The sequence below is a fragment of the Zunongwangia sp. HGR-M22 genome, assembly GCF_027594425.1.
Classification (GTDB): Bacteria; Bacteroidota; Bacteroidia; order Flavobacteriales; family Flavobacteriaceae; genus Zunongwangia.
Window position 1 is genome coordinate 1830545 of the sequence record NZ_CP115159.1, and the last position, 23872, is coordinate 1854416.

Annotated in this window: 16 protein-coding genes; 12 read left to right on the plus strand and 4 right to left on the minus strand. The window is 35.0% G+C overall.

Going from position 1 to position 23872, the window contains the following annotated elements; genetic code table 11:
* Positions 1-41 precede the first annotated feature (41 nt).
* Positions 42-5051 (plus strand): translocation/assembly module TamB domain-containing protein, encoded by a 5010-nt coding sequence (locus PBT91_RS07940; RefSeq protein ID WP_270061245.1) that lies wholly within the window; start codon positions 42-44, stop codon positions 5049-5051.
* Positions 5048-7363: a translocation and assembly module lipoprotein TamL gene (tamL, locus tag PBT91_RS07945; protein ID WP_270061246.1), complete on the plus strand. Its 2316-nt coding sequence runs from the start codon at positions 5048-5050 to the stop codon at positions 7361-7363. Before PBT91_RS07940 ends, tamL begins: the two co-directional genes overlap by 4 nt.
* A 5-nt stretch (positions 7364-7368) precedes the next feature.
* Here the strand turns inward: tamL and upp are convergent, their stop codons facing one another.
* Entirely contained in the window at positions 7369-8028 is a 660-nt protein-coding gene (upp, locus tag PBT91_RS07950; RefSeq protein ID WP_270061247.1) for a uracil phosphoribosyltransferase, read from the minus strand.
* Between the two features lie 184 nt (positions 8029-8212).
* Here upp and PBT91_RS07955 point away from each other — a divergent pair, with 184 nt between their 5' ends.
* The 3 genes from PBT91_RS07955 to PBT91_RS07965 all read left to right on the plus strand — a co-directional run bounded on the left by PBT91_RS07955 (position 8213) and on the right by PBT91_RS07965 (position 10991).
* On the plus strand, positions 8213-8833 hold the full coding sequence (locus PBT91_RS07955) for a hypothetical protein (RefSeq protein ID WP_270061248.1): 621 nt from the start codon (positions 8213-8215) through the stop codon (positions 8831-8833).
* A gap of 152 nt (positions 8834-8985) precedes the next feature.
* Entirely contained in the window at positions 8986-10515 is a 1530-nt protein-coding gene (locus tag PBT91_RS07960; RefSeq protein ID WP_270061249.1) for an FMN-binding glutamate synthase family protein, read from the plus strand.
* A gap of 17 nt (positions 10516-10532) precedes the next feature.
* The gene (locus tag PBT91_RS07965) at positions 10533-10991 is read left to right on the plus strand and encodes a universal stress protein (RefSeq protein WP_270061250.1); all 459 of its coding nucleotides are present in this window, start codon (positions 10533-10535) and stop codon (positions 10989-10991) included.
* Between the two features lie 11 nt (positions 10992-11002).
* Here PBT91_RS07965 and PBT91_RS07970 read toward each other — a convergent pair whose 3' ends face one another.
* Positions 11003-11464, minus strand: a complete 462-nt coding sequence (locus tag PBT91_RS07970; protein ID WP_270061251.1) for a ferritin-like domain-containing protein — start codon at positions 11462-11464, stop codon at positions 11003-11005.
* Positions 11465-11576: 112 nt separating this feature from the next.
* Between PBT91_RS07970 and PBT91_RS07975 the strand changes: the two genes are divergently transcribed.
* Positions 11577-12119 carry a DUF1697 domain-containing protein gene (locus PBT91_RS07975; protein WP_270061252.1) on the plus strand — a complete coding sequence of 181 codons (543 nt, stop codon included), beginning with the start codon at positions 11577-11579 and terminating at the stop codon, positions 12117-12119.
* Here PBT91_RS07975 and PBT91_RS07980 read toward each other — a convergent pair.
* Positions 12114-12707 carry a DUF6134 family protein gene (locus PBT91_RS07980; RefSeq protein WP_270061253.1) on the minus strand — a complete coding sequence of 198 codons (594 nt, stop codon included), beginning with the start codon at positions 12705-12707 and terminating at the stop codon, positions 12114-12116. The two genes, PBT91_RS07975 and PBT91_RS07980, sit on opposite strands and share 6 nt — an antisense overlap.
* Positions 12708-12752: 45 nt before the next feature.
* Positions 12753-13511 (minus strand): helix-turn-helix domain-containing protein, encoded by a 759-nt coding sequence (locus PBT91_RS07985; RefSeq protein WP_270061254.1) that lies wholly within the window; start codon positions 13509-13511, stop codon positions 12753-12755.
* Positions 13512-13798: 287 nt separating this feature from the next.
* On the opposite strand from PBT91_RS07985, the gene PBT91_RS07990 reads away from it, so the two are divergent.
* The 6 genes from PBT91_RS07990 to PBT91_RS08015 all read left to right on the plus strand — a co-directional run bounded on the left by PBT91_RS07990 (position 13799) and on the right by PBT91_RS08015 (position 23699).
* A complete protein-coding gene (locus PBT91_RS07990) occupies positions 13799-14194 on the plus strand; it encodes a CesT family type III secretion system chaperone (protein ID WP_270061255.1) in 396 nt (131 codons plus the stop codon).
* Positions 14195-14205: 11 nt separating this feature from the next.
* On the plus strand, positions 14206-14919 hold the full coding sequence (locus PBT91_RS07995; RefSeq protein WP_270061256.1) for a PspA/IM30 family protein: 714 nt from the start codon (positions 14206-14208) through the stop codon (positions 14917-14919).
* Between the two features lie 95 nt (positions 14920-15014).
* On the plus strand, positions 15015-15629 hold the full coding sequence (locus PBT91_RS08000) for a hypothetical protein (RefSeq protein WP_443089645.1): 615 nt from the start codon (positions 15015-15017) through the stop codon (positions 15627-15629).
* Positions 15630-15645: 16 nt separating this feature from the next.
* Complete coding sequence (locus PBT91_RS08005) at positions 15646-17724, plus strand: SPFH domain-containing protein (protein ID WP_270061258.1); 2079 nt, start codon at positions 15646-15648, stop codon at positions 17722-17724.
* 149 nt (positions 17725-17873) lie between these two features.
* Positions 17874-18812 (plus strand): putative phage abortive infection protein, encoded by a 939-nt coding sequence (locus tag PBT91_RS08010; RefSeq protein WP_270061259.1) that lies wholly within the window; start codon positions 17874-17876, stop codon positions 18810-18812.
* Positions 18813-18830: 18 nt separating this feature from the next.
* Positions 18831-23699 carry a DNA repair ATPase gene (locus PBT91_RS08015; protein WP_270061260.1) on the plus strand — a complete coding sequence of 1623 codons (4869 nt, stop codon included), beginning with the start codon at positions 18831-18833 and terminating at the stop codon, positions 23697-23699.
* The last annotated feature ends 173 nt before the right edge of the window (positions 23700-23872 follow it).

Consider the following 23872-nt stretch of genomic DNA (forward strand, 5'->3'; position numbering starts at 1 on the left):
TTGCAGTCGTAATTTCCACAACTACATAAGACATCCTACATTTGAGTAAGAAGTATCCAAAACTGAAAAAAGCACTAAGAATTACCGCCAAGATCTTAGCGGGTATACTTATTTTCTTAATTCTGCTTATTCTATTTATCCGAAGTCCCTGGGGACAAAATATCATTGTAAATAAGGTAGTTTCTACTATAGAGGATAAAACAAATACCAAGGTTAATATCGATCGATTATTTATCACTTTTGGTGGCGCTGTTAGTTTGGAAGGTTTATATCTTGAAGATGAAAAGGGAGATACTCTAGTTTATGCCCACAATTTAGAAGCAAATATTCCCATCTGGCCAATTATAAAAGGAGGAGCGTTTGGTTTGAATGAATTAGATCTAAAAGGACTTAAGGCAAATATTTATAGAAAAGATAGTCTTAAAGGTTTCAACTACCAATTTTTGATGGATGCTTTTGCTTCTTCAGATTCTACCGGCACACAGCAACAACAGCCACAAGATACCACATCGTCTCCCATGGAAATTAGTATTGGGGATGTAAATCTTCAAAACATTATCGTAAATTATAATGATGAGGTTACAGGGATGGATGCTGAACTACAACTGGGGGAATTGAATGTTTCTATGCGTAATACCGACCTTCAGAATATGAAATTTGCAGTGGCAGATGCGTCGCTAAAAAATACGATGGTAGTTTATAAACAAACCAAACCCTTACCACTAAGCGAAGATTCTGAAGCGCCCTTACCAATTATAGAGGTAGATGAGCTTCGTTTAAATAATGTAAATGCAAAATATCAATCTGATCCAGATGGGATACTGGCTGATATTCATATTCCAGAATTTTTGGCTGAAATGCCTAATATGGATCTTGGGAAATATGAAATTAAGCTAAATAAAGTTCAGCTTAAAAAAGCCAATGCGCTTTTAAGAATGCAAACAAAGACAGCACAATCTGAAGATCAGGATTCCACGCAAACAGATACTGCTGGTTTTACCTGGCCTGTTTGGAAAGTAGAAGTTAAAAATATTGATCTTGCCAAAAACAATATCGCTTACATTGTAGATAGTGCTAAGATAGAACAAGGAACTTTTAATGCGAATGCATTGAAATTGAGAAATCTGAACCTGAAGACGGGAAAACTACTACTAGCAGACCGTCAGGTAAATGCTGATATTGATAACATTACTTTCAGTGAAGCTTCAGGATTAGAGTTAAGAGATTTTTCTACTGAAATTGCTATGGATAATTCTTCTTTGAATATCAAGAATTTAATGATAGCATTAAATAATAATGAAATTAAAGGGGCAGCGAATTTATCTTATAATTCTATAGAATCTTTGATAGAAAATCCAGAGGCTGTAACTGTAGAAGCTAATCTATCAGAAATTCAATTAGATATTAATGAAGTTTTTAGGTTTCAGCCCGCACTTCAAGAAAATCAACATGTAAAAGCTTTAAGTCGTAAATTGGTTACGGGAAGGATTAGTGCAAACGGGACACTCGCCAATATAAAAATACCTTCAGCAAATATTTCTTGGGGTAGCCAGACTTCTTTAGTACTTAATGGGCAAATTCAAAATGCAACAGATCCCGATAATATTTATTTTAATATTCCTCGTTTTAAAGCGAAATCTACTAAAAAGGACCTAAATTATTTCTTAGACGAAAAACAATTAGGCGTTTCTTTACCTAAAGATATTAGTCTTAGCGGAAGTCTTGCAGGCACGCCAAATGATATCGATGCAGATGCCACTTTAAATTCAAGCTTAGGGGCAATTGCCGCTAAAGGAAACTTCCAGAACACCAAAGAAATAGCATTTGATGCCAATGTTAAAATCGATAGTCTTGGTTTAGGAGAATTACTTCAAAATCCGTCTCTAGGGAAATTGAACCTTACTTTACAAGCAAAGGGAAGTGGTAATTCTGTGAATACCTTAGATGCGCAATTAGAAACAAACATTAGCAGCTTTACTTATAATGATTATCCTATTAAAGATTTAAAAATCACAGGTGATATAACAGATGGTATTGGTGATGTAAAAAGCTCTTATAAAGACGATAATTTAAACACAAATCTTGTCGCAAATGTTGTGTTAGATTCGGTTTCACCAGAATTTAAATTGGATTTAGATTTAGATGGAGCAGATTTGGCAGCACTTGGTATAGCCAATCGCAATATAAGAACCGGTTTTAAATTAAATGGATCTTTTAAAGGAAACTCTAAAGAATACGATGCATCTGCAGAAATAGAAGACGGTGTTGCTGTTTACGATAGCCAAACCTATTTACTAGGGAATTTAAATTTGTCGGCGCACGTTCGGCCAGATTCAACTTCTGTAAAAGTAGATAATAAAATGGTAGATTTAGATCTTCGATCTAATGCGAGTCCGGCAGATTTTAGTAATGCGTTACGACGTCATTATCAAAATTATTTAACCGAAGAAGATAATACCGACACCGTAAAGAATCCCGTAAATTTATTTCTGAAGGGGAAAATTTCTCAGGCTCCTATTCTTAAAGAAGTTTTCTTGGTTAATTTAGAAGAACTGGATACAATAACTATAGATGTAGATTTTAATGAAAGAAAGCACCAGCTTAATGCCGATGTTAAATTACCTTTCGTTAAATATTACGGAGCTTTAGTAGATAGTTTAGGGATTTCTGTGAAGTCTGATAGAAAAGATATGGATTTCAGTTTAGGATTTAATTCTATAAGTTATGGCCCGCTTGCGATTAAAAAAACGCAGTTAAAAGCCAATCTTGAGAATAGAATACTTTTAATGAATTTCAATTCAGTTTATGATAGCGATACACTTGTAAATGTATATTCAAGATTGTCTAAAAATGAAGATACTTTTAAATACACGGTAAGTAGCGAAAATTTAATTCTGAATAAAAACAAATGGAACATTCCAGAAAACAATGCGCTACTTTATGATGGGAAGACCATCGAATTTAAGGATTTTAAAATATCAAGAAGTGATCAGTCAGTTGAATTAGTCAATCAGGAAAACGAAAGGAATTTAGAGAATATCACAATGCTTTTTAATAATTATAAATTGGCAGCGTTGCTTAATTTCTTAAATCCTGAAGTAAAATTAGCTGAAGGAAATATGAATGGAAGATTTGCCCTTGTAGAGCCTTTTGGTAAAACCGGAATTTTGGCAGACCTCAATATAGACCAGTTGGAATCGATGGATGTAAAACTTGGAAAACTGTCACTACGCGGAATTGCTATAGGAGCAGAGAAGTACAAGTTTGATCTGGGAATGAAGGAAGGTGCAATAGATATGGATCTTACCGGAAACTATACCGCTGCAGATACAACCGCCAGCCTAGATATGAACTTAGATCTCAACAAAGTAGAGATGAGTGCGGTGACTGGTTTTTCTTTGGGAACCTTGGAGGATGGTAAAGGATCATTTTCAGGAAATATAAAATTAGGAGGTACGGCGGCTACTCCAGAATATCAAGGGAAGCTAAATTTTAGTGAAGCTCAGTTTACCGTATCGATGCTAAATGCTCCATTTATACTTAAGAATGAAACGTTAGAATTGGATAATGAAGGCATATATTTCAATAGTTTTAAAATAGGAGATACTAAGGGAAATTCTTTTGCTGTAGACGGTACTTTAGGAACAGAAAGCTTTATAAACCCAAAATTCGATTTAAGTTTCAAAGCAAATAATTTTAATATTCTTAATTCTACCGAAGAAGATAATGATTTATTTTATGGTACAGCTAGTTTTAATGCAGATGCCAGCCTAACTGGAGACCTTACTTTACCCAAGTTAGAACTCGATTTAGAAATTGGCGAAAATACAGATGTTACTTATGTAATTCCGGAAACTGAAATGCAGATGCAAAGTCGTGACGGGATTGTAAATTTTGTGAACAAAGAAAACCCAGATGACATTCTTACGCAGAGTGAAGAAAAATCCTATGTTTTTAGTGGATACGATATTGATGCACACTTAAAAATAGACGATGATGCAGTAATCAACGTAGTTTTAAATGAACAGACAAATGATAATTTGCAAATTCAGGGAGAAGGAGATTTGCAACTTGGTGTCTCTCCAAATGGTAGGACAACACTTACCGGAAAGTACACGATAAGTAAGGGACATTACGAGATGAGTCTCTATAGCCTTGTTAACAGAAGATTTGAGATTGCAGAAGGTAGTTCGGTTAGTTGGAGCGGAGATCCTATGGATGCTACGGTAGATGCTAGAGCAGTTTACGACATAGAAACATCTGCCTATGCATTAATGGCGTCAAATATTTCAAATAGTAGTGGTAGCGATAAACAAAGATTTAGACAGGAGCTACCATTTAAAGTATATTTAAATATAGATGGTGAAATTATGCAACCTCAGCTTACTTTTGGATTAGACATGCCAAAAGATTCGCAGGGAGCTATAGGTGGACAGGTGTATAGTAGAGTTCAGCAAATAAATACTCAGGAAAATCAACTTAATAAACAAGTTTTTAGTTTGTTGGTATTAAACCGTTTTTATCCAGACGCTGGTACCGATGGCAGTAATGGCGGTACAATGGCTATGGCTAGAGAAAATATAAGTCAGGCGTTATCAGATCAACTTAATATGTTTTCAGAAAAATTGTTAGGTGATACGGGAGTGCAGCTTAATTTTGGTGTAGATAGCTATACCGACTACCAGGGTGAAAGCCCCGACCAGCGAACCGATTTAAATGTTAATGCGCAAAAAAAATTATTTGACGATCGTTTGATCGTAAGTGTAGGTAGCCAGGTAAATTTAGAGGGAAGCAACTCAGGGCCAGAAGGTACCAATCCGCTAATAGGAAATGTTAGTTTAGAATATCTTATTACTGAAGATGGTAGATTCCGCGTTAGAGGTTTCAGAAGAAATCAATATGAAAATGTAATCGATGGTCAACTTATCGTAAGTGGGCTTGCGTTAATATTTACCCGAGAATTTAATTACTACAACGAACTGTGGAAAAATCTTCTTAAAAGCGAGGAGCAAGAAGAACAACCGGCCAATAAAGAAGAGGAAGAAGAATGAAAATAAGGAATTACAGTCTTATAGTTATAATCGTTTTGGTATTAGTTAATGCCTGTAGTGTAGATAAATATATTCCTGAAGATGAATACCTTTATCGCGGTGCAAATATTACCATGAAACCCGACACTACCGGAATAGCTGACTTAAAAAAAGTGAAGACAGAGCTTCAAAACGTATTAGTTCCTAAACCAAATACGAAGTTTTTAGGAAATTATTTTGGATTGTACTTTCATTACAAAGCGCAGCGTGAAAAACCCGGAATCATCAATAAATTTTTAAATAAAAAAATTGGTGAAGAGCCAGTGTATTTAAGTGATGTTGAAATTGGTAATACCCAGGATTTAATTTTAAATCGTCTAGAGAATCGTGGATTCTTCTACAGTAGGGTAAGTGCAGATGTAGAAACCAACGAAAAGAAAAAAACGGGTACTGCAAGTTATGATGTGAGTGTAACTACACCCTACAAAATGGAATCTTATCAATTAGTAGCCGATAGCTTGTTGCTTTACCAGGATATGAAACCTTTAGTTGACGAAAGTAAATTTTTTGAAGAAATGCGTTTTGATCTGGCAAAAATGAAGCAGGAGCGAGAACGTTTAGATATCGGGCTGAAGGAAAAAGGATATTATAACTTTAACTCTGGTTTTTTAATTTTTGAAGCAGATACTAATCAATACGATAATAAGCGTTTCGATCTTTATTTAAAAATAAAAAAGGACGTACCTAATAAAGCGATAATTCCGTATAAAATTTCAAAAGTAAATATTTATCCAAATAATACTTTAGAGAGTGATTCGATCGTTAAAGATAGTATTCGTTTTAACGAAAAAACCTACGTGCAGGACAGGGATAGTATTTTCTTTTTACCCAAACGTCTAGATCCTTTTGTTTTAATAGATGAAGGTGATTTTTATGATCCAAAAATATCTAAAGCAACTAGCCGTCGTTTAGGATCAATAGGAGCTTACAAGTTTATAAATATAGATTATCAAGAAATAGATACACTGGCAACGGATAGTCTTGGAATTCTTGAAGCCAATATCTATTTATCCCCATTGAATAAACGTGCGATTAGAGCCGAATTGCAAGCGGTAACAAAATCAAACAATTTTGCAGGACCAAGTTTAGCGGTTTCTTTAACCAATCGTAACTTATTTAAAGGAGGCGAAATTATTAATATTCAGGGAAGATTTGGATACGAAGTACAAATAGCCAGCGGAAATAACACAGGCTTAAACAGCATTCAGTTAGGTTTGGGGAGTGATTTAATTTTTCCTAGGTTATTGTTTCCGTGGACTCCTGGAGAAAACTTTTTTAAATATGAAATTCCTAAAACCAAGGTTAGTTTAAATGTAGATTATCTTAAGAGAAGTCAGCTTTTTGCTTTGGGATCGGCCTCTGCAAGTTTTGGATATATCTGGAATGCCAATAGATATATAACTCACAGTTTCGATCCAATTTCAATTAACTATGTCGATCTAATAAATACCACTCCAGAATTTGAAGCTATTTTAGATAACAATCCTTATTTAGAAAGTAGTTTTACGCAACAGTTTATTGCAGGATCAATTTATAATTTCACTTATAATGGGATGGTAGATCAACAAGATACACATCAGGTTTTTGTGAATACTACTTTAGATCTAGCAGGAAATGTGCTAGATTTGGTAAGTGGAAATTCTGATGAAGATCCACAAACAGTTTTCAATCTGGAATACGCACAATATGCTAAATTCGATATAGATTTAAGATATCATTCCAATTTTGGAGAAGGGAGCAAAATTGCCACAAGATTATTTGCCGGTTATGGTATGCCTTATGGAAACTCTGATATTATGCCATTTACAAAGCAATATTTCTCTGGAGGACCTTATAGTGTTAGAGCATTTAGAACTCGGCAGTTGGGGCCTGGGACTTATAATCCAAGTGATGAAGAAGAAAACAATCCAGATGATCCCAATGCTATTGATACCGATTATTTTGATCGCGCCGGGAATATTCGACTGGAAGCCAATATCGAATATCGTTTTCCTTTAATCCCGCCGTATGTAAACGGAGCTGTTTTTGCTGATGCTGGTAATGTGTGGACATCAAAGAGCGATGAAAATTTAAAGGGAGGTCGCTTCAGCTCTAATTTTACTAACGAGCTCGGGATTGGTACAGGAGTCGGCGTGCGTGTAGATATCCAGGGGTTTGTTATTCGTTTTGATCTTGCTGCGCCAATGCATGATCCTTCATTAGAAGAGGGGCAACGCTGGACATACGATTTCGGCAAGCCAGTATTTAATTTTGCTATTGGTTATCCATTTTAGCGAAATTAATGCTGTTTTTTATTTCCGAAGCAAAGATCACCTGCGTCCCCAAGTCCTGGAACAATATATCCGCGACTATCTAATTCTTTATCGATAGCAGCAATCCATAAATGAGTATGTGGAGGGAATTCGTCATCTAGAAGTTTCAAACCTTCTTCGGCTCCAATAACGGCTACAAGATGAATTTCCTTTGGGGTACCCATTTCTTTCAGCGCATGCATCACATTTACAAAAGATCGACCTGTGGCTAACATAGGGTCTGCAAGCACCAAAGTTTTGCCTTCGATTGAAGGAGAAGCCAAGTATTCTACTTTAATTTCAAATTCTTTATCGTCATTTGGATGATGGCGATAGGCTGAAATAAAAGAGTTTTCAGCATCATCAAAATAATTAAGAATACCGGTGTGTAGTGGTAATCCGGCTCTTAAAATCGAACAAATCACAATTTCGTTTTTCGGTAAAGAAACTTTAGAAATCCCAAGCGGACTAGTAATTTCTTCTGAAGAATAATTCAGTTTTTTACTTAATTCATAGCTCAATATTTCACCCAATCGCTCTATATTTCTACGGAAGCGCATACGGTCATTTTGTATACTGGTATCACGAAGTTGGGCAATAAATTTATTAGCAATAGAGTTATTATTAAGTAAATGATGAACGTGCATCCTTATATTATTTTTTGTAGTTAGGTGCATAAATATACAAACTAATCAATAGCCATTCAATTTTAGTAGGGCATATACATCGATAACATTTTTTCAAATATAAGGATCTTATTGAAGTTCAATTAAAATGCTTAATTTTGGTTAGATTTTTGAGTGTATTCTTTTTAGATAATTCAACTAAATAATGAAAAACATATCTTTAACGCTGTTATTTTTAATTTTAGCAACAACCTGGAGCCAGGCTCAGGTTGAAATTCCTCGTACTACTAATACCGGAGGAATTTTAAAATCTACTTCTACCGGAAGCAACAATATTTTTATGCCAAGGATTGAAGAGGAGACCGAGAATATCTTCATGAAAAAGGAGCAGCCAAAAGTGAATATGCGAATAGAAGATAATGGTCTTTTATCTGAGGGTGATCGTGTAGCAAAGGAGTGGGAAAAGGATAAAGAAGCTAAAGCAGAATATAGAAAAGATCAATATTTGGGTGATGTTAAGACCGAAGGAAAGTTCGTAGAGCTTTATTGTCGCGATCATCAATATGTTGATGGCGATCGAGTGAAAATTACGGTTAATGGCGAGGTGATCTATAAGAATTTCTTATTAACCGGCGGATACAAGCCCATTTTGGTTACTTTGCAAAGCGGTTTTAATACCATAGAATTTGAAGCCCTAAATCAAGGTACTTCTGGACCAAACACCGCTCAGTTAAAAGTATTTGGTGAAGATGGCAAGCAATTAGTAGGGCAGGAGTGGAATCTCTTAACCGGAGCCAAAGCCAGTTTAATGGTAATTAAGCAGTAAAAAAAAAATGTCAATTAAAATATCTAAAATCGACCTTCGACGGTCGATTTTTTTATTTTACATCAAATTATAACAGGATTTTAGCACTAAAAATGTTAAATGCTCTTTAGTTTTATATTTTCTAAAATATTCTATTCTTTAATTTAAATTTTATGCGCGAAGCCATACGTTTTACACTTATCGTAGCTGTAATAGTAGGATTAATTATTTGTACAATTATATGGCCGGCATGGGGATTTTCGATTCTCGGAGTAGTGCTTTTTGGTATCGGTATATATGATATCTTTCAGAAAGAACATACCATTTTAAGAAACTTTCCGCTTTTGGGGCATATGCGCTATCTATTAGAATTGATAAGTCCTGAAATCCACCAATATTTTATAGAAAATGATACTGACGGTAAACCAATTGATCGTAACCATAGAAGTTATATTTATCAACGTGCAAAATTAGAGAAAGAAACACATCCTTTTGGAACGCAGCTTAACGTTGAAGCAGAGAACTTTAAATGGATGCAGCATAGCATTTATCCATCTAAAGTTAAAGAAGATTATCCAAGGGTGGTTATTGGAGGACCAGATTGTAAGCAGGTATATTCTGCTTCGCTATTTAATATTTCAGCAATGAGTTATGGTTCGCTTAGCAAAAATGCTATTGAAGCTTTAAATAAAGGAGCCAAGGCTGGTAACTTTTTTCATGATACTGGGGAAGGCGGTATATCAGATTATCATAGAAACGGAGGAGATTTGGTATGGGAAATAGGTACAGGATATTTTGGTTGTCGTGCCGATGATGGAAATTTTGATCCTAAGCTCTTTGAAGAAAAAGCCAACTGGCCGGAAGTTAAAATGATCGAAATTAAAATTTCTCAGGGTGCAAAACCAGGACATGGTGGTGTTTTACCGGCTTCGAAAAATAATAAAGAAATTGCTGAAATTAGAGGAGTAGAGCCGCATACAGATGTATTATCTCCTCCCGGACATTCCGCTTTTAGTGATGCTGAATCTTTACTGAAATTTGTAAAGCAGCTACGCGATTTATCCAATGGAAAACCAGTCGGCTTCAAATTGAGTATCGGCTCTAAAGATGAATTCCTGGAGATTTGCGAAAAAATGGGAGAGACAGGTATAAAACCAGATTTTATTACAGTAGATGGTGCTGAAGGAGGAACAGGTGCAGCACCAATAGATTTTTCTAATTATGTGGGAATGCCATGGGAAAAAGCATTAATATTTGTAGTTGATGTGCTTAATGGCTACGACCTGAAAAAGGATATCAAGATAATTACTGCGACAAAAATCATAACTGCTTTTGATATTTTTAAAGCCTTAAGTATCGGTGCTGATGTTTGTAACTCGGCAAGAGGGATGATGCTAGCACTTGGATGCATACAAGCTTTAAGATGTGATTCTAATAAATGTCCAACGGGTGTAGCTACTAACAATACAAGATTGATGAATGGTTTAGTGGTAGAAGATAAATGGAAGCGTGTTAAAAACTATCAGGAACAAACTTTAGATGATTTTCTAGAGCTATTTGCTGCAGCAGGATGTACTGATCTTTCAGAATTAAACCGAAATTTAATTAATAAAAAGATAAATGATGAGATAAAACCATATTCGGTATTTTATCCTTCAGTAGCTACAGGTTCTTATTTAAAAGAAGAACTAATAACTCCATAAAATAAAATTTTATAATTATGAAAAAAGTTTTGATCGCCTTGGATTATCATCCAAATTCAGAAATAGTAGCTACCGCTGGTTATGAACTTGCGAAAAAGATGAACGCAGAAGTATGTATTCTTCATGTATTAGCCGACGTTTCTCATTACGGAGTAAATTATTCTAACTTTTTAGGATATCCTGGATACCAGAATATGGGATTCGATTTGGGAGTTACCACACAATTGCAAGAAATGGCAGAAGATTATTTGAAAACGGCCAAAAAGCAATTTGATGACGACAAAGTTAGTACGGCGTTGGAAATTGGTGACAGTTATCGTGGTATCCTGAAATACTCTGAAGAATGGGGCGCAGATCTAATTGTAATGGGAACACATAGCCATTCTACCATTGAAAAAGTATTAGTAGGAACAGTGGCATCAAAAGTATTAGAAAAAACTAATGTGCCAGTTTATATGATTCCCATAAAAAAATAAAGATCAAATATTTAGTAGGTCTCAAGATCTTTTATTTTAGATACTTTATTAACCGTATATTTTATTTCGTCTAATTGTCCATTTAGTGCTCGAAGTACGTCTTCACTAAAATCATATTTTTCGATAGCTCGTTCGTATTCCTCGGCACTTTCTTGTTCTCCTTTTAAGCATTCTGCTAAAATAGCTTCATCTTTATTTTCCATAAAAATGGTTCTAATATCCATCCAGGTACGTTCTAAAGTTCCCTGAAATGTTCCACAAGAAGAAGGAACTTCATCTAATTGATAAAGTTCGCGCTCTAATTCTTTAGCGAATCTAGCCCGTTGACTTGCCTGTGTTAAAATGAAATCTTTTAAAAGATCACTTTCCGCTTCCTCAATTCCATCTTTGTAAACCTCTCCTGCATCGTGATTTTTCTCCAAAAGTTCTTTTAGTGCATTAGCTATACTTTTGGGATCTTTTACTTTTACCATAGACAATTTTCTATATTTCTAGCAAAATTAGGCTAAGACTTAGAATTAGTATCTTAATTATTTTTAAATTCACCTCGATTTAGCGTTTGGTGTTAATTTTTCTAAATAATAAATGGGAACAAGCATAGCGATTTTAAAAGGTATAAATGTTGGCGGTCATAAAAAAATACTAATGGCAGAACTTAGGGAATTGCTAAGTGAAGATGGTATACTCGAAAATATAAAAACCTATATCCAAAGCGGGAACATAATCTTTAATTCTTCTGAATATAATACCGCTACTTTAGAGCATTTTATTCAGAAAAAAATAAAAGGGCATTATGGTTTTGAAGTGCAAACGATCGTGATTTCGGCTAGAAGATTAGAAAGTATTATTAACGAAAGTCCTTATTCAGAAGTAGATATTAAGCGTTTGCATTGCTGTTTTTTTAAATCTGAGCCTATAATCCAAAATCGCCAAAAACTGGAAGTTTTCGATGCCGCTCCAGATGAATTTAAAATTGCCAAAGACTGTGTATATATTTGCTGTGCTACAGAGCGGTATAGTAAATCGCAAATAAATAATAGTGTTGCTGAAAAGATTTTGAAAATTAATTGCACCACCAGAAATTGGAAAACTTGTTTAAAGTTATTAGAAATTTCTAAGTCTTTATGATCGCTGTAGCATTAGATCAAATTCTATAATTCCTGCATCAATTTCTGCTTTGTAAAGTATTCCATTTTTATAATGAAATATACTTTCTCTACCTTTTTCATTCTCTTTAGCATAAGAATGTTCGCCAATCTTTTTTAAACTGTGAAAAACGCCAGTTTCCTCACTGTAAACCGTACTTTTCCCTATGGGTTCTTCAAAAATGAGCTGTACACAACAATAAGAGACGGGAGTAGTTATATTTTTTTCCCAATCTCCCGACTCGTAAAAATTATAACCCTTATTGGCTTTTAGCGTTTTTGTTTTTGTTCGTTCTTTTCCATTCAAATAAATTTCAACATTAGATTTTTGAAATTGAGCTTCTTCAAAAAACACATCAAAAGTATAATTAACGCTTATTTTAGCTAAAATGCGAGTTTCAATATTTGTTTTTGTAGTGTATTGCGTTTGGCCTCCTTTTCTTTCTTTAATCGCATTTAGTTCACCTATTTTATCATCTTTGTGAATTACTGAGAAAGTATATTTTTCTGTCTGAGCGTAACAATTTAGTTCAAGCAATAAAATCGTGAAAAGAGTAAAAAGCGATTTCATGACAGTAGGTTTTAGTAATCTAAAATACTTAAAAATTAATAACTTTTATTTAAAATTTTCCTTCAGTTTCATGAATTCCTGTTCTAAAAAACTTAATTTTTGTTCAATCTCAACATTATGATTTTCGGGGATTCGTTTCAGAAAGCAATATTTTACACACCACATCTCTTTTATATCTTTAAGTTGAATTTTAATATCGTCGATATTTTTATTGGTGGCTCTTAAAGTGATATGTTCATCAGAATGGTAAAATTTTCGGAGAAGCAATTTATCGTGCACCATAATAAGTACAAGATTACCATTGGCTATTTTTGTGTAACTTTCTTGTTCTATTTTTTCACCTATAACCACATCTTTAGGACAATATCCTTTGTCATTATTCGTCATTTCCAGATTAGAAATAATATAACCTCTTAATTTTTTTTCTGAATTAATTGGTAAATGAAGTTTTGGTAAATCTTCAATAAAATGGGGTTTGTCATAATATTGTAGATAATCAGCTTCACTTTTAGCAGTTACACAGGGAACTTTAGTGAATTTCTCTTTGTGGAAAGTACCGTGAAAATCAAGATCGTCCTTAAACTTCAATAATTTATTTACGGTTAACTCGCTCGTTAGCAAATCATCAATAGATATACTAAAATAATTAGCAATCCTGATAATAGTTTCAATCCTTGGTTCGCTTCTTTCTTCCTCGTAAGCCCCCAGTGTACCACGTTTTAGATCAAAAAGTTCAGCAAAAGCCTGCTGACTTAATTTCTTAACATTCCTTATCTTCCTAATATTTTTACCGAAATACGACATTTTTTGCTAAAATTATTTGCAATATTGAAATTTAGTAGTATCTTTATCTAACAATATTAGCTAATACATTTGATAATTACTAATTTCTTTGGTTTTTTCTTGAATAAAATCATTAATTCAAGAAGTTGCTAAAGGTGTTAGCGAGAATTTACTTTAACTTATAACCAATGTAACCAATGATAACTTTACTAATTACTACAGTGATAGTGTTAATAATACCTTAAAAGAAAATAGATTTTCGTATTATTATACCTTAATATTTAACACCAATCAAAAATATTGTCTAGATGAAAAATCACTATCAGATCACCAAAAATTTTCTGCTAGAATTAAACTTTGATATCGAATTCGAAAACGAAAGCGAAGGGATATTAATGATTCAAAAAGAAAGCTTTGGCATTAAAAACCTAATTCTGGGTGTCGCACCGCCTATTTTAATTATGGAGCAGTTTTTATTCAGAATTAATAACCAGTCAGAAAAGATTTTCCGTAGCCTTTTGCAAAAGAACCGCGATATTATTCATGGCGCCTTTGTGCTCGACGATTCCGGAGAAAAAGTGATCTTTAGAGATACCCTTCAAATAGAAAACTTAGATCTTAATGAATTGGAAGGATCCTTAAATTCACTCAGTTTATTAATGAGTGAGTATTCAGAAAAAATTATAGAATTTTCAAAATATTAAACCTTAACGTTATGAACATTTTTAAACGATTATTTAAAATAGGAGAAGCTGAAGCTAATTCGGCTATCGACAATATGGAAGATCCCATCAAGTTAACTGAACAGGGAATTAGAGATCTTAAACAAGATTTAGAAAAAAACATGGAAGCTTTAGCGCAAGTAAAAGCTTTAGCTATTAGAGCTAAAAATGACCAGGATGAATATCTTGATAAAAAAGAAGATTATCACAATAAAGCGATTTTAATCTTGAAGAAAGGAGAACGAGGCGAGATGGATAAAACCGAATCAGATCGTTTAGCTCGTGAAGCTTTAGTGAAAAAAGGAGAAGCTCAAAAACATGTAGAACGCTCTGAAGAAGAAGCGAAAAAGTTCAACGAAAATGTAGCGCAGTTAGAGCGAAATATTCAAACCATTAAATCGAATATTAGTAACTGGGAAAACGAGCTTAAAACACTTAAAGCCCGTGTTAAAGTGAGCAACGCTACGAAGAGCCTAAATAAGCAAATGGCTGAAATTGATAGTAGTAGTACGGTTTCTATGTTAGAGCGAATGAAAGAAAAAGTAGCGCAGGAAGAAGCTTTGGCTGAAGCCTATGGCGATATCGCCGGTGCTTCTAAATCTATAGATGATGAGCTTGAAAAAGCAGCAAGTACTACAGAAGCAAAAGCGGAAGATGATCTTAGCAAACTCAAAGATCAACTTGGATTAAATGATGATAAAAAATAACGAAATTGACCAGTTTAACCGACATATTATTTTCTGAGGTAAACATTACCTTAAGTATTCTTTGTATTCTTCTAATAGTGTATTGGATATTAACCATGGTTAGCGGAATCGAATTTGAATACGATATGGATATCGATATCGACACCGACTTGGATGTTGATATTTCAACCGACGGTTCGAATATGGAATTTCAGGATGTATCGAATGCCGAGCTGAATAAAGAAAGCGTAGTGGGTAAACGTATCCAGCCTTTAAAATGGTGGCAAATTATGTTGATCTACTTCAATTTTGTTGGTCTGCCATTTATGTTCACCTTTACTTGTTTTATTTTTATCTGGTGGTTTACCACAGCAATAACAACTGCGCTCACGTTTACCTATGACAACTTTATAGGTTTTGCAATCATGATCGCCGGTTTTTTTACTTCTTTATTTGTCACCAAGATTTTTACCACACCTTTTAAAGGTTTCTTTAAAAATCTGAATAAAGATGGCGATAAAGCCATCGATTATATTGGCCGGCAAGGGGTATTGTTATCCACCATTTCTGGAGATAAAATGGGCAATGCAGAGATTTCAGCCAACGGCGATTCGCATTCTATCTATGTAAAATCGCTGGATGGACATCAATTAAATTACCAGGATAAAATTTTAATTATCAAGCAATCTGCTGATAAAAATTACTTCTTAGTACAATCTTATAACGACTAATCTTACTTATTAAAAAATGAATCAAATCTTACCAATTATCGGAATTGGATTAGGGGGAATACTGTTCCTAATCGTAGTATACTTCGCAATAATTGCGATGTTTTACAAGAAAGTTCCACAAGGCCGTGCGATCGTTCGTACTGGTTTTGGCGGAACCAAAGTAGCCACAGATAAAGGACTTTACGTGGTACCTGTTTTCCACAAAGTGGAAGTGATGGATATCTCTGTAAAGAAAATCCAGATCGAAAGAATGGAGCACGAAGGTCTTATTTGTAAAGACAATATGCGTGCAGATATTAAAGTAGCCTTTTTTGTTCGGGTGAATAATGATATCTCTTTCATTAAAAGAGTAGCACAAACCATTGGGGTAGATCGCGCCTCAAGAATCGAAACTTTAGAGGATCTTTTTGAAGCTAAATTTTCTGAAGCTTTAAAAACAGTAGGTAAAAAGTTCGATTTTATCGAATTATACGAAGCACGTCGCGAATTTAGAGACGAGATTGTGAACATCATTGGTACCGATCTTAATGGTTATACTTTAGAAGATTGTGCGATCGACTTTTTAGAGCAAACACCAATTACGCATTTAAAGCCAGATAATATTCTGGATGCGGAAGGGATCAAGAAGATTACCGAGCTTACCGCTGTTCAGAATATGAAAGCGAACCTTATTAAGCGAGATGAGCAAAAAACTATAAGAAAGCAGGATGTTGAAGCTCGCGAAGCTATTCTGGAATTAGATAAGCAATTAGCTGAAAAAGAAGAAGCTCAAAAACGTGAGATCGCAAACATCAAGGCACGAGAAAATGCCGAAGTAAGTAAAGTGGCGGAAGAAGAACGTTTAAAATCGGAATCTGCTAGAATTGCCACGGAAGAAAAAGTAAAAGTTGCCGAAGAAAATATGAACCGCCAAATCATTGTAGCGGCGAAAAACAAAGAACGAACCGAAGCCGTAGAAAGCGAAAGAGTAGAGAAAGATCGAATGTTAGAGGCTACCGAAAGAGAACGTATCGTTACCTTGGCTCAGATTGAAAAAGAGAAAGTTCTTGAAGTAGAGAAGAAAAACATTCAGGATGTCATAAGAGATCGAGTAATGTTAGAAAAAGGAGTGGTAGAAGAGCAGGAGAATATGAAAGATATCCAAGCCTTTAAAACTGCCGATCGTGAAAAGCAAGTAAAAGTTACTATTGCTGAAGCGAATGCTCAAGAACAATTAATTAAAACCATTAAAGCTGCGGAAGCACAAAAAGAAGCTGCCAAGCAAAAAGCCGAAGAAATTAATATCGAAGCGCAGGCACATAAAGAAGCCAGCGAAAAAGAAGCAGAAGCCAGAAAAACCATTGCTGAAGCCAAAGCGAAAGAGGAAGCAACCATTGGTTTATCTGAAGCTGAAGTAATGCACGCTAAAGCAGATGCCAGCGAGAGACAAGGACTTATGGAAGCGCTTATTATCGAGAAAAAAGCCAAAGCTGAAGCGGCCGGAATGGAAGCTAAAGCTGAAGCCAGCAGAAAAGAAGGAAAAGCTGCAGCCGATGTGATTAGAGATAAAGCACTAGCCGATGCTGCCGGTATCGAAGAAAAAGCTGCTGCAATGAAGAAACTTGATGGTGTAGGCAAAGAACACGAAGAATTTAAGTTGAAATTGGATAAAGAATTACAGGTAGATTTGGCACATATCAATATCCAAAAAGATATTGCAGATGCACAGGCGCATGTAATTAGTGATGCACTTAAAGCCGCGAAGATTGATATTGTTGGTGGAGAAACTATGTTCTTCGATCAGATCATTGGGCAGATTACCAGAGGTAAAGGATTCGATAGATTGGTACAGAACAGTTCTAACATTCAGGACCTAAAGGACTCGATCTTAGGCAGTGATGATATTCAGGGGAATTTGCTAACCAAAGTTCGTGAGTTTTCAGAAAAATACGGAATCTCTTCCGAAGATATCAAAAACCTAACGATCGCTAATTTGATCATGGAATTAAAAGGGCGCTCTAACGACAAAAATGAGCAAACCATGTTAGGCAATTTATTCAACCTGGCTAAAGGTTTAGGATTGTCTGATAAGCGAGTTTCAACCTTAAAGGTTTAATTCATAACTTATTATGAAATAGGAATGTCACCCTGAACCTGTCCTCGATAGCTATCGGGACAGGGTCTCATCCTGTTTTTATCAATGAAATTTAGAGCTTTGTCATCACGGGCGTGACCCGAGATCTAATGCATATAATTAAATGTTAAATGAAAGTTTTCACAGAAAGAAGCAGTAAAATATTATTTCTTATAGGAATTGTTGTTCTTATAATCTCAATCCCATTATTCTTATATAAAGAAGATTTTACCCTTTTAATTGATTCTGAAAAAATTGCTCATTTTGGAGATTTTATAGGAGGACTAATAGGTTCATTATGGTCCGCGGCTGCATTCATCCTTTTTTATGTGGCATTGAAGGATCAGCGTGAAGATATTCAAATAAATAGGGATACTTTAAGACAGCAAATTAAAGAATTTCAGCTGCAAACAAAAGAATTAGAAGATACACGATTGGTTCTTAAAGATCAGAATATAACTTTTAAAGTTCAGCAATTTGAAAATACTTTTTTTCAATTATTAAGATTGCATCATGAGATTATAGATAAGCTTACATTTGATATTAATGTGGGAGGTTTTACTACTGGTATAGCTGAAAAAAGATCTGTTTTTAAATCAATAGCCAATAAAACGGAAGGATTAATTCGTTCGAAAAATAGCGTAAAGTCTCCAGATGGTTTTGGTGGCATTATTAATACTCCTGATACCCCACCACTAACCGAAATAGCAAATGAAAGACTCGATAAAATTTTTGAAGAGGATTTAGATGAATTATACCAAGAGGCTTTAAGCCATTATTTTAGAAATTTATACCACATTTTTAAATTTATTCATTTATCTGACTTAATTGAAAACAATCGTAAAAAATTTTATTCATCAATCGTTCGAGCTCAGTTGAGTAGCGATGAACTTTTTTTGATTTTTTATAACTCTATTTGTGGGCGAGGCTATCCTAGGTTTCTTTTCTTTATAAAAGAATACAATCTTCTTGAGAATTTCGATTTTAAAAGAATTTACGAATTTCCTTTTCATTCCAAAATTTATGAATCGAAATTAAATGATTTAAAATCTGACTTGGAATTAAACTAACCCTTACCACAAAACCAAATGAATACTAACGAAGAAAAGTCTGTACAAAAAGATGCTTTAGATGGTGGCACCTACGAGATTATCCGTAAACGTCTTAACACCCATAAATCTGATTTACAGGAACGTCTTAATACTTTAAATGATGCCCGAAAAACGGTTTTTGGTTCGCTCGAAACGCAATTAATTGCCAATAACCGCATTAGTACCGAAAATAATTGTGTGGCCAGGGATATCATTTCGCTGGGACATACCTGCATTTTTAGCTATAATGTGCATTTTGGATTGCGTACAGAAATTACTCTATCCGATGTTTTTAGCGTTTACGAATTTAAAAACCATCACTTTGAAGCAGTTTCTTTAGCACTGTTTGAAGATGAAACATTTAAAACCGATTTTGCAAATCTCTATAAATATTATCGTAATACGATCTTTAGCAAATTTGCAAGAATAGGGAACTATCTGCACATGGTTTTTCAGCTGAGTGAAAGCGTGACCGATATTAAGACCTTTAAATGGCTTATAAAAGATAATTCGCTTACCTATATCGATAATCGTAGCGAACACGAATTTAAGTATCCCAAACAACATCAATTTAACTGGCAGGAAGCCACGCGAGATATGCAGCGCTATGGCGAGCATCCGCATGTTGCGATTTTAGATAAAGTTTTTGTTGAAACAATTGGCGGCGATCTTACCATTAAAATTGAAGATAATACAGAAGACGGAATGGGAATCTATTCTGAGCCGGTAGATTATAAAGATCAAACGCTGGATGACGGGCAGATTCGCTTTGCCGATCTTGGGAATTTAATAGTTCTTGAAATTAAACCTTTTCAGGAAGAAGCACGCTATTTTGTGTACAATCACAAAATGCAGGAAGTTCAGAAAATCGATTCAATCAAAGAAACGGCAGTTTTATTACCAGACGATCAGGGAATTATTTTTCCGAACGGCTATTATTTACAAACTGGAGAATTTCATCTGTTCTCTAACGAAGTTCAGTCTTTAAAATATCAGGGAACTATTAATTCTCCGAATGGGGAGGATTTTTTGTATATTTTCTATTCGCCTTCAAAAGGAACCTATCTGCTTATGGATTATAATATGATCGAGCAGGAAATTAAAACACCTATTGTTTGTGGCGGATTCACCATTTTGCCCAATGGCGAGCTTTGTTATTTTAAAGCCGACGACGAGCAGACCAAACATCATATGATCCAGATTTGGCAAACGCCGTATTTGGAGGGCGATATTATGCCTTCAGAACATCAGGATTCGATGTTGTACAAAATCGGGAATAAAGACATCGTGAAAGCAATGGCTGAAGCTAATGAGCTTATTACATTGTTGAATAAAGAGGATAATTATGACGGATTGTATGCTGATATTGCGAAATCTTCAAAGAATATTTTAGATGCATATTACTGGCTAAACGATAAGGAAACCGCTGTTTTAAGCGAGCCTTTAAAAGAAATAAATATTGCCGCTAATGCAGCGATCGATGAATTTCAAAAGGTTATTCAGCTTAAGAAAAATGCTGAAAAACAAACCAGAGAAATTCAGCAGAAAGCACAGGAGCTTTTTAGTAAAATTAAAAGCACTTCTTTTAAAAACATCAACGAATTTGTCGAATTACTCTCCCAGCTAAGAGCATTGCGTGGCGAGGTTATTGGTCTATACGAAATTCGATATGTAAACGAAGAGTTTATTAAATCGCTGGAAGCTGAAATTGCAGAGCAAACTACTACAATTTCAAGACGCTGCGTAGAATTTTTGCTGAATGATAAAGCCTTGCAGCCGTATCACGATAAAGTACAAGAAAAACAACAGCAACTCGACAAGATCAGTAAAGTAGTTGAAGCCAAAAAGCTGGAAGAAGAAGTCAACCAGATCGCGATAGACTTGGAAATGCTTATTGATATTGTTTCGAATCTGGATATCGAAGATACGTCACATTCAACCAAAATCATCGATAATATCAGCTTGATTTTTGCAACGATTAATCAGCTTAAAGCAGCGATAAAGAATAAGAAAAAATCACTGGGTAGCAAAGAAGCCCAAGCCGATTTTGCCGCGCAGTTAAAACTTATCGATCAAAGTATCATTAACTATCTGGATATTGCTTCAACGCCAGAAAAATGTGATGAATTTCAAACCAAAGTCAGTATTCAACTTGAAGAATTAGAAGGGAAATTTGCCGATTTTGAGGAATTTATTACTGAAATTATCGAAAAGCGGGAAGAAGTCTATAACGCTTTTGAAAGTAAGAAAAGTGCGATAAACGAAAAGCGAAATAAAAAGGCTATTGCCCTGCAAACTGCTTCAGATCGTATTTTAAAAAGCATAGGCAAGAAGGCAGAAAGTCTAAAGTCGGTTTCAGAAATTAACGGTTATTACGCTTCTGATCTTATGGTAAATAAGCTTCGCGATATCGTGGAGCAGTTACGAGAACTGGATGATAGCGGTAATGCTGAAGAAATTGAAACTTCGCTAAAAACGAGCAGGGAAGATGCTTTAAGAAAGCTTAAGGACAAGCAGGATCTTTATGAAGATGGTGAAAATATCATCAAACTTGGCAATCACAAATTCGGAATTAACCGCCAGGAACTGGATTTAAGTATTGTTTTTAAAGACGATAAGTTATTTTATCATTTAAGCGGTACCGATTTTTACCAGGAACTGGAAAATGAGATTTTAAATAATAGTCGGGAATATTGGAATCAGGAATTTATTTCTGAAAATGATTCGGTGTATCGTTCTTCATTTTTAGCCTTTAAAATTTATAAAGATAAAGATCCGGAAATGCTTTCGGGGTTAAATGAAGACGAGTTACTGAAGGTGATTCAGGAAGAAAGCAGCAGCAATTATTCTGAAGGTTATATCAAAGGCGTTCATGATCTTGATGCCGCAAAAATTTTACAGATTTTGGTGCAAAAACATCAGGATTTGGGCATTTTAAGATGGCGATCTGAAATTCGAGCTTTTGCGAGGTATTTTTGGAACCAGTTAGAAAACGATGCTAAGAAAGGATACAATAATTCGATAAAAGCCTCGGGTCAGGTGTTGAAATACTTCCCAAATACCCGTGAATATGATTTTTTGATTCAGGAATTAGAGCAGGTTATTAGCGATTTTGGGCAAAATACAGGTTTATTTTCTGCGGAAGTAAGTTTAGAAGTTGCGCAATATCTTTTTGAAGAACTGCAAAGTGACGATCAATTTGTGGTAAGCGGTTTAGCTAAAAAGTTAGCAGATGATTTTCAGCAAATGCTAAAGAAAGAGAAAGCCGAATCCCAGTTTAGAAACAGTGTGGAAAGTTTACATTCGTATTCCGCAAAAATCAGGTTGGTAAAGCAATTGCTTCAGGCCTTTGCTAAGGCGAAATTGTTAAAAAATCAGGCAAATTATATCGACGAAGCGGCGTGTTGTATTTTGTTCCCTCAGCAAAGCCCTGAGGTGAATCATATCGATCCTTCCGCAGTGATCTCTGGATTAAAAGGCGATCATAGGCAAATCCAAAATGGGCAATATCAGTTCAATTTTCATGAGTTTACACAAAAACTACAGTTGTATTTTAATTATAGCGTTCCTGCATTTCAGGCCTTCAGAAAAGCAAGACATCAGGTCACCGAAGATTTAAAAGAGCAGCTGAAATTAGACGAATTTAAGCCCAGAGTGCTGACGTCCTTTGTGCGGAATAAATTGATCGATCAGGTTTATTTTCCACTTTTCGGCGAAAACCTGGCGAAACAATTGGGAAGTGTAGGGGAGAACCGACGTACTGACCGAATGGGAATGCTATTATTGGTATCGCCACCGGGTTATGGGAAAACTACGCTGATGGAATACATCGCTAACCGATTGGGATTGGTGTTTATGAAGATTAACGGCCCGGCAATTGGTCACGATATTACCTCTGTAGATCCTGAAGCTGCGACAAATTCGGCTTCCCGAGAAGAACTCAAAAAACTGAATCTGGCTTTTGAGATGGGAAATAATGTAATGTTATATCTGGACGATATTCAGCATTGTAACCCGGAATTTTTACAAAAGTTTATTTCGCTGGCTGATGGAACCCGAAAAATTGAAGGAATTTATAACGGAAAACCAAAAACCTATGATCTACGCGGAAAGAAATTTTGTGTGATCATGGCGGGAAATCCGTATACCGAAAGTGGCGAGAAATTTAGAATTCCGGATATGCTTTCTAACCGTGCCGATATTTATAATTTGGGAGATATTATTGGCGATACCGAAAGCTTATTTAAATTGAGCTTGTTAGAGAATTCGCTAACATCGAATCCTGTATTGCATCAATTAAGTTCTCGAAATTTTGATGATGTATATACCTTAATCGATCTTGTTGAAAATAAGTCGGATGCCGGAGAATTAAAAGGAAATCATACTCAGCAGGAAATTCAGGATTATAAATCGGTTTTAGAGAAAGTGCTAAGCATTAGGAATACCGTTTTAAAAGTGAACGCTACTTATATAAAATCAGCCGGAATGGAAGACGAATATCGAACAGAACCTGCTTTTAAATTGCAAGGATCATATAGAGATATGAATAAATTGGTCTCGAAAGTAGTCCCGATAATGAATGAAAAAGAACTAAACAGTTTGCTGTTATCGCATTACGAAAACGAATCGCAAACCCTAACAGCCGCTGCTGAAGCAAATTTATTAAAGTTTAAAGAACTTCGAGGAAGTATTTCTGAAGAAGAACAAAAACGCTGGAATGCGATAAAAGCAACTTTTGTGAAGAACAATAAGCTGAAAGGTTTTGGGGACAAAAATGAAATGGCACAAGTGCTATCGCAAATGATGGCGTTTAGTGAAAATCTGGAAGGGATTAAAGAGGTGCTACAACGCGGACTCGAAAAGTAAAAACTTCTTAAAGCTGCCTGAACAACTTGAACATCTTTAAATTTTTGTTTGGGCAGTTTGAATTAATTTTATCTAATTTCAGTATCATACAATCGAGCGTATTTTTTGATTGATCATTGAAAATAATTTAGAATTCAAAATATATCTTTTTCCAACTTATCTTACTTATTTTT